16 protein-coding genes are annotated in these 13,255 nt (G+C 63.4%); 5 read left to right on the forward strand and 11 right to left on the reverse strand.

The genetic code is table 11. The annotated features are described in order from the left end of the window. Positions 1–11: 11 nt before the first annotated feature. The 7 genes from RFM98_RS07275 to RFM98_RS07305 all read right to left on the reverse strand — a co-directional run bounded on the left by RFM98_RS07275 (position 12) and on the right by RFM98_RS07305 (position 4,794). A complete protein-coding gene (locus RFM98_RS07275; protein WP_320308233.1) occupies positions 12–314 on the reverse strand; it encodes a glycine zipper domain-containing protein in 303 nt (100 codons plus the stop codon). Positions 315–410: 96 nt separating this feature from the next. Then, positions 411–950, reverse strand: a complete 540-nt coding sequence (locus RFM98_RS07280) for a MerR family transcriptional regulator (RefSeq protein ID WP_140682553.1) — start codon at positions 948–950, stop codon at positions 411–413. 132 nt (positions 951–1,082) lie between these two features. After that, positions 1,083–1,406 carry an integration host factor subunit alpha gene (locus tag RFM98_RS07285; RefSeq protein WP_023815657.1) on the reverse strand — a complete coding sequence of 108 codons (324 nt, stop codon included), beginning with the start codon at positions 1,404–1,406 and terminating at the stop codon, positions 1,083–1,085. A gap of 104 nt (positions 1,407–1,510) precedes the next feature. Beyond that, on the reverse strand, positions 1,511–2,482 hold the full coding sequence (locus tag RFM98_RS07290) for a beta-ketoacyl-ACP synthase III (RefSeq protein WP_320308234.1): 972 nt from the start codon (positions 2,480–2,482) through the stop codon (positions 1,511–1,513). Between the two features lie 9 nt (positions 2,483–2,491). Next, a complete protein-coding gene (gene plsX / locus RFM98_RS07295; RefSeq protein WP_320308235.1) occupies positions 2,492–3,562 on the reverse strand; it encodes a phosphate acyltransferase PlsX in 1,071 nt (356 codons plus the stop codon). A 130-nt stretch (positions 3,563–3,692) separates the two neighbouring features. Continuing rightward, positions 3,693–4,241, reverse strand: a complete 549-nt coding sequence (locus RFM98_RS07300) for a YceD family protein (RefSeq protein WP_320308236.1) — start codon at positions 4,239–4,241, stop codon at positions 3,693–3,695. A gap of 10 nt (positions 4,242–4,251) precedes the next feature. Beyond that, on the reverse strand, positions 4,252–4,794 hold the full coding sequence (locus RFM98_RS07305; protein ID WP_320217495.1) for a ubiquinol-cytochrome C chaperone family protein: 543 nt from the start codon (positions 4,792–4,794) through the stop codon (positions 4,252–4,254). A gap of 117 nt (positions 4,795–4,911) precedes the next feature. On the opposite strand from RFM98_RS07305, the gene RFM98_RS07310 reads away from it, so the two are divergent. From RFM98_RS07310 to RFM98_RS07320, 3 genes are all read left to right on the forward strand, one after another. Further along, complete coding sequence (locus tag RFM98_RS07310) at positions 4,912–5,433, forward strand: outer membrane protein assembly factor BamE (protein WP_320308237.1); 522 nt, start codon at positions 4,912–4,914, stop codon at positions 5,431–5,433. 174 nt (positions 5,434–5,607) lie between these two features. After that, a complete protein-coding gene (locus RFM98_RS07315; protein WP_320308238.1) occupies positions 5,608–6,117 on the forward strand; it encodes a dTDP-4-dehydrorhamnose 3,5-epimerase family protein in 510 nt (169 codons plus the stop codon). A gap of 1 nt (position 6,118) precedes the next feature. After that, on the forward strand, positions 6,119–7,108 hold the full coding sequence (locus RFM98_RS07320; protein ID WP_320308239.1) for a glycosyltransferase family 2 protein: 990 nt from the start codon (positions 6,119–6,121) through the stop codon (positions 7,106–7,108). A 308-nt stretch (positions 7,109–7,416) separates the two neighbouring features. Here the strand turns inward: RFM98_RS07320 and RFM98_RS07325 are convergent, their stop codons facing one another. Further along, positions 7,417–9,558 (reverse strand): sodium-translocating pyrophosphatase, encoded by a 2,142-nt coding sequence (locus tag RFM98_RS07325; protein ID WP_320217499.1) that lies wholly within the window; start codon positions 9,556–9,558, stop codon positions 7,417–7,419. 318 nt (positions 9,559–9,876) lie between these two features. Between RFM98_RS07325 and RFM98_RS07330 the strand changes: the two genes are divergently transcribed. After that, the gene (locus tag RFM98_RS07330) at positions 9,877–10,080 is read left to right on the forward strand and encodes a type II toxin-antitoxin system HicB family antitoxin (RefSeq protein WP_320308240.1); all 204 of its coding nucleotides are present in this window, start codon (positions 9,877–9,879) and stop codon (positions 10,078–10,080) included. Beyond that, positions 10,077–10,283 (forward strand): type II toxin-antitoxin system HicA family toxin, encoded by a 207-nt coding sequence (locus tag RFM98_RS07335; RefSeq protein ID WP_320308241.1) that lies wholly within the window; start codon positions 10,077–10,079, stop codon positions 10,281–10,283. The genes RFM98_RS07330 and RFM98_RS07335 overlap by 4 nt, the downstream gene beginning before the upstream one ends. A gap of 6 nt (positions 10,284–10,289) precedes the next feature. Here RFM98_RS07335 and RFM98_RS07340 read toward each other — a convergent pair whose 3' ends face one another. From RFM98_RS07340 to RFM98_RS07350, 3 genes are read right to left on the reverse strand one after another with little or no spacing between them, the layout of a single operon-like run. Next, a complete protein-coding gene (locus tag RFM98_RS07340; RefSeq protein ID WP_320308242.1) occupies positions 10,290–11,039 on the reverse strand; it encodes an ABC transporter permease in 750 nt (249 codons plus the stop codon). Beyond that, positions 11,036–11,974: an ABC transporter ATP-binding protein gene (locus RFM98_RS07345; protein WP_320308243.1), complete on the reverse strand. Its 939-nt coding sequence runs from the start codon at positions 11,972–11,974 to the stop codon at positions 11,036–11,038. Before RFM98_RS07345 ends, RFM98_RS07340 begins: the two co-directional genes overlap by 4 nt. After that, entirely contained in the window at positions 11,971–13,137 is a 1,167-nt protein-coding gene (locus tag RFM98_RS07350; RefSeq protein ID WP_320308244.1) for an ABC transporter permease, read from the reverse strand. Before RFM98_RS07350 ends, RFM98_RS07345 begins: the two co-directional genes overlap by 4 nt. Positions 13,138–13,255: the final 118 nt, after the last annotated feature.

Here is a 13,255-nt window from a genome sequence, read left to right on the forward strand (position 1 = left end):
ATCCGAGAAGATCAGCGCCGGCTGATGAGAAGGCCGGCAAGCAGCCCGACCACGACCAGCCCGACTGCGACGGCCGTTGCCGGATGGTCGCGCGCGGACCGCTCGAGCGCCCTGCCCCTGCGCCTTATCGCCGGCAGCGCCTCGTGCAGGCGATCGGCAAGCTGTGAGTAATAGTCGGACGCCGCCTCGCGGCCATCTTCGTAGTAGGCGTCACCCCGCTTGGCCAAAACCTTCTTGAGATCGTTCAATTGTCGCGAGAGCGCCGCGACCTGCTTGTCGAGATCAAGGTCGGAGAGGGTCGAAAACGATGCCATGCCTGTTGTCCTTCTCTTCGAGAGAAGGCCTAACGCATGGACGCAGCGCCAGTTCCGGCGGTCGGACGGAGCGGCGGCAGATCGAACGATGACCGATCAACGAACCTGGTCGAGCAGGCGTTTGCATTCCAGCAGGTCGAACAGCGCCTCCTGCAGCAAGGCACGGTTGTCGCGTGACAATTTCGAAGCGTCAGGTTGAACCGGACCTTCGTCGTCGCCCTTGCCGAGACCAAAGAAGCGGCGGCTGGGCTTCACCTTGGGCTGGCCGACAAGCGCATCCTCGTCGCCGCGCGGCTGCGCGGCCGCCGTCAGTGGCACCTGCTCGGCCTGACGACGCTGGGCAATCGCTTCCACGGCTGCCATGTCGCCATTGCCGATGGCGACCAGAAAATGGTTGCCGTTCTCGCGCAACAGCTTCTGCACGCCTTTGATCGTATAGCCCTGATCGTAGAGCATATGCCGGATGCCCTTGATCAGCTCGACGTCCTGCGGCCGGTAGTAGCGGCGGCCGCCGCCGCGCTTCATCGGCTTGATCTGGGTGAAGCGCGTTTCCCAGAAACGCAGCACGTGCTGCGGCAGATCGAGATCTTCCGCGACTTCGCTGATGGTGCGGAAAGCGTCGGGGCTCTTGTCCATGGGCCAATCCTCCACACTGGACCGCGATCCGGTGCATGATGCCGAATCGTGCCTTATTTCAGCGATTTATGAAACGATATTCAAGCCCAGCGTCAAAACGGCCAGTGGTTTTCAACCGCATTCGCCAGCAAACTACTTGCCGCCCTTGCCCTTGCTGTTCTGATGCGAGCGCAGGATCCGGCTCTTGAGCACGTTCGACGATTTGAACGTCATCACACGGCGCGGCAGGATCGGCACTTCCTCGCCGGTCTTGGGATTGCGGCCGATGCGCTCGTTCTTGGAGCGGACATGGAAGGTGGCAAAGGACGACAGCTTGACCGTCTCACCCCGAACAATGGCTTCGCAGATTTCGTCCAGCACGGCCTCGACGAGTTCCGCCGATTCAGTTCGCGACAAGCCAACCTTCCGGTAAACGGCTTCAGCAAGGTCGGCACGCGTAAGTGTCTTTCCCCCCATGCGACCGTCCCATCTGTTCGCAAAAATGTAAATCGATACAGGCAAAGGCTGAGCCTAAGTAATTGATCCGGCAAGGTCAAGAACCGAACCGGCGCGTTCGGCACTTACCAGCGGAGCAACACCGCGCCCCAGGTGAAACCTCCACCCATCGCCTCGAGAAGCACCAGGTCACCCTTCTTGATGCGGCCGTCGGCGACGGCCACCGCGAGAGCGAGCGGCACGGAGGCAGCCGAGGTGTTACCGTGTAAATCGACGGTGACCACCACTTTCTGCTCGGCAATCCCGAGCTTCTTGGCGGAAGCGTCAATAATCCGTTTATTGGCCTGATGCGGCACGAACCAGTCGAGGTCCTGCGCACTTATGCCGGCCTCACCGAAGGTCGCCTCAATGACATCGGTGATCATGCCGACGGCATGCTTGAACACCTCACGGCCTTCCATCCTGAGATGGCCAACGGTTCCCGTCGTCGAAGGGCCGCCGTCGACGAAGAGCTTGTCCTTGTGCACGCCGTCGGAGCGCAGGCTCGCCGCCAGCACGCCGCGATCGGTGATCGCACCGGTTCCTTCTTCGGCTTCGAGAACCAGCGCTCCGGCGCCGTCGCCGAACAGCACACAGGTCGAACGGTCGTTCCAGTCGAGGATGCGCGAGAAGGTTTCAGAACCGATCACCAGGACGCGTCTGGCCAACCCGCCACGGATATAAAGGTCGGCGGTGGCGACGGCATAGACGAAGCCCGAGCACACGGCCTGCATGTCGAAGGCAAAGCCGTGATGCATGCCGAGCCGGTTCTGGATGTCGACCGCGGTTGCCGGAAAGGTATTGTTTGGCGTCGACGTCGCCAGAATGATGAGGTCGATATCGGCAGGCGTCATACCGGCGCTGTCGAGCGCGGCGCGCGCGGCCGCCTCGCCCAGCGAGGCCGTCGTCTCGTCATCGGCCGCGACGTGGCGCTGGCGAATGCCGGTGCGCTGGACGATCCACTCGTCGGAGGTCTCGACCATGCCTTCGAAATCGGCATTCTTCATGATGCGGCGGGGCAGCGCGGCACCGTTGCCGCGCACGACTGATCTGATCAAAGCTCTTTCCTATTCCTCGACGTCGGCGGCGACGCCGGATTTCCTGTTTGCCTGGGCAGTCGGGTTGCGCGCATGGAACAGATCGAGGTCGGCCTCGATCCGGTCAAGCAGATTGTTGCGCACCATGTCGTAGCCGAGCTCGATGGCCGCCGCGAAGCCATCCGAATCGGCGCCGCCATGGCTTTTCACCACGATGCCGTTCAACCCCAGGAAGACGCCGCCATTGGAGCGACCGACATCCATCTTCTCGCGCAGCCTGTCGAAAGCGCCCTTGGCGAAGACGTAACCGATCTTGGCCATCAGCGTGCGGCTCATGGCGGCGCGCAGATAGCCGGCGATCTGCCTTGCGGTGCCTTCGGCGGTCTTGAGCGCGATGTTGCCGGCAAAGCCCTCCGTGACCACCACGTCGACCGTGCCCTTGCCGATATCGTCGCCTTCGACGAAGCCGCGATAATTCATCGAGGCCATGTTGGCCTCGCGCAGCATGCGGCCGGCCTCCTTGACCTCTTCCTGGCCCTTGATTTCCTCGACGCCGACATTGAGCAGGCCAACGCTCGGCCGCTCGACGCCGAACACCGAACGCGCCATGCCGGTGCCCAGAATGGCGAAATCGATAAGTTGGTGCGCGTCCGCGCCGATGGTGGCGCCGACATCGAGCACCACGCTTTCGCCGCGCGTCGTCGGCCAGAGCGCCGCGATCGCCGGACGGTCGATGGTGGCCATGGTGCGCAGGCAGAATTTCGACATCGCCATCAGCGCACCGGTGTTGCCGGCCGAGATGCAGGCCTGCGCGCCGCCGTTCTTTACCGCCTCGACGGCCTTCCACATCGACGACTTCCAGCGGCCGTGGCGCAGCGCCTGGCTCGGCTTGTCGTCCATGCGCACGGCGATCTCGCAATGGACGAACTCGCTTACTTCGGCGAGTTTCGGGAACTTGGCGAGTTCGGGGCGCACCACGTCCTCGCGGCCATAGATGACGAAGCGGATATCAGGGCGGCGGATGGCGACCGTCATCAGCGCCGGGATGACCACGCTCGGTCCGTGATCGCCGCCCATGGCATCGATGGAAATCCTGATCACGTAGTGCTTTTCTCACGGTTTGCCTGGCTTGCGGGGGGCGCCTGCCAAGGTAAGGGGGCTCGCGAAGGTTCGGCGAAAATAGCGGTTTTGCGCCTGCGCACAACCAACTTTTCCAAAATCCGGACCACTCTCAGGATTTTCCAAGCAGCGAACGCAGCTTTTTGTGGAATTCGCTTTCCTCGGGCTGGTCGTCACCAGCGACGTCGAGAGAGGCTCCCGGCTTGCGCGGATAGGGGTCGATCGCCAGACCGAAAAATTGTTCGGCCAGCGCGCCGACGTCGATGGTTTCGCCGGAAAATGTCTCTGGACTGTCCGGTCCGTCGGCGTCCAGGATGATCTCGCCGCCGCCCTCGAAGCCCTCGCGCCCAAGCTTCGACTGCTCGGGCAGAAACAACGCTTCGACCGGCTCGTCGATGTGGGCGGTTACCGGCTCCAGGGTCACGATGCAGGCCTGTGTGATGTCGGCTTCGACGCGGCCAGTGAGCCTGACGCCGTTGCGCCTCCAGGAGGCTACGAGCAGCTCGGCGCGATAGCTTTCGACCGAAAGCAAGTCATGTTCGGCGGCAAGCGCTTCGCGCTGGCGCTCATCGGCTACGACCACGACAGGCAGGCCCTTTTGCGGCAGCCGCGCGACATTGGCGATAAAGGATACCGGGCTGCGTAATTCGGCGTCTTTCATCATCGCCTCCTCACGCCGCCCCGGCAGCCGGGAACGCGGCCGTGCCGGCGGCGATCGATTCGGCCGGCTGCGCGGCAAGCTTTTGCGAGGCCTGGCAAACATAGTCCGCCAGCAGCGGTGCCTGCGGCCAGGGGCCGGCGTCCGGCCTGACGTTGCGGGCAAGCGCCGCCGCGAGCGCCGCGCGGTCGTCTTGCTTGAGGGCATCGTCATAAGCGGCCGTGCGACCGTAAAACATCTTTGCCAGCTTCTTCATGCGTTTGGGCACGCCGACATCGCTGATGCCAAGCTCGCGCAGCGAATGCTCGACATCGAGGAAGAACTCGTCGATCAGCACTTGCGCGACCTCGGCCGCAGCACCCTGCTCGCCATGCAGGCGGTGCTGGACGAGGTACATGTGCAGCGACAGCATCTCGAAGCGGCCAAGCGGCGTATCCGGCACATTCCAGTCGGAATAAAACACCGTTTGCCGCGCCGCCGCCACGATTTGTGCGTAGAGCGCGTCGGTGATGGCGCGGTTGGCATTGCGTTCGCGGCCAAAAAGGCGCTGGAACATTGAGGGCGGTCTCCCGGGGACCTGTTGTTTGATTTGGCCTTGTTGCATCGGCATGCAAGCTGGTTTACCGGTTTTGCGGCCCAGCGCAAGTTGCGGGGATGTCATGGAGAATTGTTGTTGGGTGCGCTGAAATTCAAGTCGTTCTTTGCGCCCGCCCCAGTGGGCGTGGCTTCGCTGCTGATTGTGGTATCAGCGCTTTCTGCCTGCAATTCGTCCAAGATGTTCGGCGATCTCCATCCAAGCGAAACGCTGACGAAAGGCTACGTCATCGACCAGCAGGCCATCGATTCGGTGCCGGTAGGCTCCAGCCGCGAGCAGGTGATTCTGGCGTTGGGCACGCCGTCGACGACGGCGACCTTCGACAACGAGGCCTTCTACTACATCTCGCAAACGCGCAAGCGCTATGTCGCCTTCGACAATCCTCGCATCATCGACCAGCATGTGCTGGCGGTCTATTTCGGTGCCGACGGCCGCGTCACCCAGATCGCAAATTACGGCCTGAAGGACGGCAAGGTCTTCGACTTCATCTCGAGGACAACGCCGACCGGCGGCAAGGACCAGAACTTCCTCAGCCAGGTCATCAACGGCGCCAGCAAGCTGGCGCCCGGCATCCCGGGTGGCGGTGGCGGCACGCCCTGAGTTTGCTCACCCCTGCAGCCTGGATAGACAAGACCCGCCATTGGCGGGTCTTTTGCTGCCGGCCGAAGGCAAGTCGGCTGCGCTTGCTTATGCTCATCTGGCCACGTATGACGTCGCGGCGATTTCCGGGGGCAGGATATGAGCGACAGCGATCGTATTATACCACAAGGCTGGATGGCGACGGGCACGCCTGACCACCAGACCGTGACATCCGACTGGCTTGCCGTCGATGCGCCGGCGATCGACGGCGTGACGTTCAAGGAAATCCGACCTGTCGCGACTTCGACCGGTTATCTCACCGAAGTCTTTCGTGAGGAATGGGGTCTGGATGGGCTCCCCGTCGGGCAGGTCTTTCAGCGCAGTCTTTATCCCGGCGGAGTGAGCGGATGGCATGCTCATGGCGTCACCACGGACCGGCTTTTTTGCTCGGTAGGCAGCGTTCGGATTTCGCTGTTCGACGGTCGCAAGGCCTCGCCGACGTTCGGCGCGGTCTGGCACAAGATTGTCGGAGCGGTCAGGCCCGCCATCGTCATCATTCCGCCGGGCATCTGGCACGGCATCGCTTCCCTGGGGCCCGAGACGGCCTTGGTGCTCAATCTCGTCGACAAGGCCTACGCCTATGACGCACCCGATCACTGGCGGCTGCCCCTCGATACCGACCAGATCCCCTACAAGCTGGTGTAGCGTGGAACGGGCTGGCCAGCGCGCGCCAACTGGACCGATCGAACCGCTGGTCTCGGTCGTCATAGCGACGCACAATCGTCCGGCGGTGCTGCATCAAGCCCTGAGGAGCCTCGTTGGTCAGACCCTGCAGGACTGGGAAGCCATAGTCATCGGCGACGCGTGCCGGTCGGAGACCGCGACCACGGTCGCCGCTTTCGGCGACGCCCGCATCTCCTATATCGATCTTCCCGTGAACTTCGGCGAGCAGTCGGGGCCGAACAATATCGGCTTTGCCAGAGCCCGCGGCCGTTTCGTTGCCATATTGAACCATGACGACCTCTGGTTTCCCGACCATCTGACATCCATGAGCGGCTGGATCGACGCCACCAGTGCCGATGTGGTGATCGCCCGTGGTGCGGTCATCGAATCGGCCGCGAGCAATGGTTCCAGACATATGATACTCGGGATGGGGCGGGACGGCTTCTATGACCCCGTCACCACAGTCGGATTCGGCTCTGCGCGAATGATCCGTCGGACGTCACTGCCAAGGCTTGGGCCATGGCGCCCGGCCAGCCAGTGCGTCTGCGAAAGTTCCCAGGACTGGCTGTTCCGTGCCTGGCGCAAGGGTGCGGTGATCGCAACGATGCCCCATCTGACCGTGCTCATGCTGCATTCGGGCAAGCGCGAAGGCAGCTATGCGCGAGATACGGCGCAGGAGCAGGAAGAACTGATGGACGCGATGGACGCGCCAGACGCGTTGCGCGCCAGGATTCTTGGCAACGCCGAGGAACCTACTCCCCTCAAGCGCTCCCGCTACCTCAAACGCAGGCTTCTGGCTGCCCTAGGCATACATCCGCGGGCGCGTACCTTCCGCCGCCAACATCGCCGCGGCGCGTTCATTGCCATGCTGCGCCAGAAACGCGGCTTGCCGCCAATGCCCGAGCGAGAACCAGACGCCGATGAGTTGCTGACCCGCTATCGCCATGGCACAGAAAAGCCAGAAGCCAGCTGAGTGCCCACTTAAAGCGCGTCGCGCTGAAACGGATTCAGGCGACGCGCTTTAAGTCCTTGTTTTTATGCATGTCGTTGTCCCAGAACCGCGTACACTTCGGGGCGACATGCATTAGATACGGAATGCATCAAGGATGTCATGCCGAAAAACAAAGCCCGCGGGATCGCTCCCGAGGGCTTTGTCCTGGAATGAATAGCCGCCGCGATTAATGCGCGTCGCGCTGAACCGGATTCAGGCGACGCGCTTTAAGTCCTTGTTTTGACGCATGTCGTTGTCCCAGAATCGCTGCAACTTCTGGGCGACATGCATTAGCCGTGCGCGAGCACGGCGAGCAGAAGCAGCGCGACGATGTTGGTGATCTTGATCGCCGGGTTGACGGCCGGGCCGGCGGTGTCCTTGTAGGGGTCGCCGACGGTGTCGCCGGTGACCGAGGCCTTGTGCGCCTCGGAGCCCTTCAGGTGCTTGACGCCGTCCTTGTCGGTAAAGCCGTCCTCGAACGACTTCTTGGCGTTGTCCCAGGCGCCGCCGCCGGAAGTCATCGAGATGGCGACGAAGAGGCCGTTGACGATGACGCCGAGCAGCGAGGCGCCAAGCGCCGCGAAGGCCGAGGCCTTCGAGCCCGAGATCAGCAGCACGCCGAAATAGACGACGAGCGGCGCCAGGACCGGCAGCAGCGACGGGATGATCATTTCCCGGATCGCCGCCCTGGTCAGGATGTCGACGGCGCGCGCATAGTTCGGCTTCGAGGTGCCGGCCATGATGCCCTTGTCCTCGCGGAACTGCTTGCGCACTTCCTCGACGATCGAGCCGGCTGCGCGACCGACGGCGGTCATCGCGATGCCGCCGAACAGATAGGGGATCAAGCCGCCGAAGATCAGGCCGGCTACGACATACGGGTTGGAGAGATCGAAGGAGATCTCGCCCATGCCCTGGAAGTAGGGGTATTTGTCGCCGTTGGCGGCAAAGAACCTGAGGTCGTTCGAGTAGGCGGCGAACAGCACCAGGGCGCCGAGACCGGCGGAGCCGATGGCATAGCCCTTGGTCACCGCCTTGGTGGTGTTGCCGACGGCGTCGAGCGCGTCGGTGGAGTGGCGCACTTCCTTGGGCAGTCCGGCCATTTCGGCAATGCCGCCGGCATTGTCGGTAACCGGGCCGAAGGCGTCGAGCGCCACGATCATGCCGGCAAGGCCGAGCATGGTGGTGACGGCGATCGCGGTGCCGAACAGGCCGCCGAGCTGGTAGGTGGCGATGATGCCGCCGACGATGACGATTGCCGGCAGCGCCGTCGATTCCAGCGATACCGCAAGGCCTTGGATGACGTTGGTGCCGTGGCCGGTCACCGATGCCTGGGCGATCGAATTTACCGGGCGCTTGTTGGTGCCGGTATAGTATTCGGTGATGACGACAATGAGCCCGGTCACGACGAGACCGATCAGGCCGCAGATGAACAGGTTCTTGCCGGTGATGGCGATGCCGGCGACGGTGCCGACCTCGCCCCAGCCGACCGTTGCCGAGGTAGCGATGGCAAGACCGACGATCGACAGCAGGCCGGTGACGATCAGGCCCTTGTAAAGCGCGCCCATGATCGAGCCGTTGGAGCCGAGCTTGACGAAGAAGGTGCCGACGATCGAGGTCAGGATGCAGGCGCCGCAGATGGCCAGCGGATAAAGCATGGCCGCGCCGAGAGCCGCAGTGCCACCGAAGAAGATGGCGGCAAGCACCATGGTGGCGACGACCGTCACCGCGTAGGTCTCGAACAGGTCGGCGGCCATGCCGGCGCAGTCGCCGACATTGTCGCCGACATTGTCGGCGATGGTGGCCGGGTTGCGCGGATCGTCTTCCGGGATACCGGCTTCGACCTTGCCGACGAGGTCGCCGCCGACGTCGGCGCCCTTGGTGAAGATGCCGCCGCCGAGACGGGCGAAGATCGAGATCAGCGAGGCGCCGAAGCCGAGCGAAACCAGCGAGTCGATAACGACGCGGTCATTCGGCTGCAGTCCCATCGGACCGGTCAGGATGGCGTAGTAAATCGAGACGCCGAGCAGCGCCAGGCCCGCCACCAGCATGCCGGTTATGGCGCCCGACTTGAAGGCGATGTCGAGGCCGGCTGCAAGGCTGTTCGAAGCGGCCTGCGCGGTGCGCACATTGGCGCGCACCGAGACATGCATGCCGATGAAACCGGCGGCGCCCGAGAGCACTGCGCCGATCAGGAAGCCGATAGCGGCGGTGATCGAAAGCAGCCACCAGGCAAGCAGGAGCACGACGATGCCGACGACCGCGATGGTCGTGTACTGGCGCGCCAGGTAGGCCTGGGCGCCTTCGCGGATGGCGGCGGAGATTTCCTGCATGCGCTGATTGCCCTGATCGGACGCAAGGACCGAACGTGTCGCCCAGATGGCGTACAGAACTGACAGCAAGCCGCAGGCGATGACGGCGGTAATGATGGTCATTGCCGGATTTTCCTCGATTGATGGCCCAAAAGAACCCCTCCCTGGGCCGTTGGAACGGGGATGATGCCGCGCGCGGAATCCACCCCTTGGTTGGGGTGTATGCGAAACAGGGCTTGGAACGTCAAGATATTGTTCGGTCTTTGCCCGGCTTTCGCCCAAAAGAAGAGGGCAGGAATTGTTGTGCCAGCGCGGGCCTGATTTTAGATCGATTGAAATGACGCTACGTCCGGTCGCGGGAAGGCTAGCGACGCTGGGAGATGGACGCTTTGCAAATCCTCACTGGCAAGCATATCTTCCAGATGGGACAGGAGTTGATCAATGAAGTTCAAAGCTATCGTTCACGAAGCGGAAGAAGGTGGCTTCTGGGCCGAGGTTCCAGCCATTCCGGGATGCGCGACCGAAGGAGAAACGCTGGACGAACTCTTGGCAAATCTGCGTGAGGCGATTGAAGGCTGCCTTTCCGTTGAGCTGCCCTCTTCGGTCACTTCAGTACCCGGCAGGGTGGTGGAAATCGCAGTTTGAAATCCATTTCAGGTAAAGACCTGGCGAGGGCCGTCGAGCGGCGAGGCTGGCAACTTCTGCGAATAGCGGGCAGCCATCACATTTACGGAAAGGAGGGAAGCATTGTACGTCTTTCCATTCCTATACATGGCAACAAGCCACTCAAAACAGGTCTCGTTCGCCATCTTCTGAAGATGGCGAATATCAGCGAAACTGATGTCTGAACATTCCTACTCCGCCCCCTGCCCCATCCGGCGCGCGGCGTAGCGTTCGATCGCCGACAGGCCGTCATAGATCAATACCGCAAGCGCAGCGACGATCAGCCCGCCTTGCAGCACGAAGGCAAGATTGTTCGAGATAAGGCCGGCGATGATCACCTCGCCAAGCGTCTTGGCGGCAACCGTCGAGCCGATGGTTGCGGTGGCGAGGCTGATGACCACCGAGAGCCGGATGCCGCCGAGGATCACCGGGGCGCTCAACGGCAACTCGACCTTCATCAACCTTTGCCAACCGGTCATGCCGGCGCCGCGCGCCGCTTCCATCACGTTGCCCGGCAGCGTGGTGAGCGCGGTCAGCGCATTCTCGAAGATCGGCAAGAGCCCGTAAAGGAAGAGCGCGATCAGCGTCGGCTTCTCGCCGAAACCGACAGCCGGCACTGCAAGTGCCAGCACGGCAACCGGCGGGAAGGTCTGGCCGATATTGACCAGGCTGCGCGACAAGGGCAGGAACTCGGCACCGGCCGGCCTGGTGACCAGTATGGCCAGCGCCACCGCGACGATCGTCGCCGCCACCGTTGCGATCAGCACTGTTCGCAGATGCTGCAAGGTCAGCGTCAACAGGCTGCCCTGGTTGTAGATTGCCGGCGCGCCATTCTCGGTCAGCGGTTTCAGCAGCGGCTCGAACCAGCTGGGGCTGGTGACGAAGACCACCAGCAGCACCAGGACAACTAGCCTCAGCAGCGCGGGCAGCCAGGCTTTCATTGCGGCCTCGCCGCGCGCTTCACCAGGCCTTCGACGGTGACGCGGCCAAGCAGCTTGCCGTCGGCGTCTTTCACCGGCAGCGCGGGGCGGCCCGACCACAAGAGCTCGGCCAGCGCGTCGCGCTGCGTGGCGTCGCAGGGCATCGCTTCGCCTTCGGCGCCACCCGGCTCCACGGCATCGCGCACGTGGCCAAGCGACAGCAGCCGGAACGGCCTCTCGCCGGCGCCGACCAATGTCTCGACGAAGCCGCTCGCCGGTCTGGCCAGAATCTCGGCCGGCTTTGCGTATTGCACCAGCTTGCCGGCGTCCATGACCGCTATTTTGTCGCCCATGTGCACCGCCTCTTCCATGTCGTGGGTGACAAGGATGATGGTGGTGCCGAAGCGCTTTTGGATCGCCAGCAGGTCCTCCTGCGCCTTGGCGCGGATGATCGGGTCGAGCGCGCCGAAGGGTTCATCCATCAACAGCACGTTGGGTTCGGCGGCAAGCGCGCGGGCAACGCCGACGCGCTGCTGCTGGCCGCCGGAAAGCTCGTGCGGATAACGCGGGCCATAGGCCTGGGGGTCGAGTTGGTAGAGCGTCATCAGCTCGTCGACCCGCGCCTTGATGCGATCGCTGTCCCAGCCGAGCAGCAGCGGCACGGTGGCGATGTTTTGCGCCACCGTGCGATGCGGAAACAGGCCGTGGCCCTGGATGGCGTAGCCGATGCTTCGGCGCAGCTGATAACCGGGCACGGAGCGGTTGTCGGTGCCGTCGAGCTTGATCGCGCCCGAGGTCGGCTCGACCAACCGGTTGATCATCCTGAGCAGCGTGGTCTTGCCGGATCCCGATGTGCCGACAATGGTGGCGATGGTGCTCGGCTCGATGACCATCGAGACATTGTCGACCACCGTCGTCTCGTCATAGCGCTTGGTGATGCCTTCGATCTCGATCATGCCGTTTCAACTACCCTGCGCTTGGTGGCGGTCATCTCGATGACCGCGTCGAGGATGATGGCCGCCGCAAAGGCCAGCGCCACGGTGGGCAGCGCGCCGAGCAGAACGAGATCCATCGCCGTCTGGCCGACACCTTGGAACACGAACACGCCGAAGCCGCCGCCGCCGATCAGCGCGGCGATGGTGGCAAGGCCGATATTCTGCACCAGCACGATGCGGATGCCGGTCAGGATCACCGGAAAGGCGAGCGGAAACTCGACATCGAGCAGGCGCTGGCGATCGGTCATGCCCATGCCGCGCGCGGCGTCGTTGGCCGCGCGGGGTACACCGGCCAGCCCGACCACGGTGTTGGCCACCACCGGCAGCAGCGAATAGAGGAACAAGGCAACAAAGGCCGGCGCGGTGCCGATGCCCCTTATGCCGATCGCGGCGGCACCGGGCACGTGGACGGCGACCCAGCCGAGCGGCGCTATCAGCAGGCCGAAGAGCGCGATCGACGGAATGGTCTGGACGATGTTGAGCACATTGAGGACGCCCGCCCGCAGCTTCTCGATGCGATGGCAAAGGATGCCGAGCGGTATGCCGACAATCACCGCGCCGGCCAGCGAGCCAAGCGCCAGCGTAACGTGCTTGGAAGCCTCAGCCCAGAAACTGTCGGCGCGGCCGGCGTACTCCTTGAGGATGGAGAGACTGTCCCAAAGTCCTGACACGAGCAGCCCGGCGATGGCGAGCGCGGCAAGCACCAGCGCGCCGACACGCGCCCAGGGCGACAGGTTCAGCCGTGTCAGCACATCGGCCAGGAGCAATGTGAAGGCAAAGATCAGCAGCCAGAAACCGGAGGCCGGGGCGACGCGGGCGAAGGTGTTGCCGGCCGGCGTCAGGAAACCGCCGGCGACGCCGATGAGGACCGACAGCGCGACCAGCGCAACGATGCTGGCGGCCAGCCTGAGCACAAGCGGCGTCCTAAGCAGGGCAACGATGGCGCCCACGATCACGATCGCCAGCATCAGCATGCCAAGCGTCGCCGGCAACGCATCGAGGATCGAGCGCGCCTGTCCGGGCACGATACGGTTGGCGCGGAACGTGGCAAAGGGTGCGAGGAGCGCGGCATAAGCCACGATCGCGGCGATGACGATGCCGAGCTTGTCGAGGCGGAGGGTCATGAGGAGCGTTTGCGCGAGGCACCCCCCTCTGTCCTGCCGGACATCTCCCCCTCTAGGGGGGAGATCAGATGTCGCGAAAGCTTGCGCCAATCACCTGGGGTAAAGAAGAAAGCGGGAG

It is taken from the genome of Mesorhizobium australafricanum (assembly GCF_033977265.1).
Classification (GTDB): domain Bacteria; phylum Pseudomonadota; class Alphaproteobacteria; order Rhizobiales; family Rhizobiaceae; genus Mesorhizobium; species Mesorhizobium australafricanum.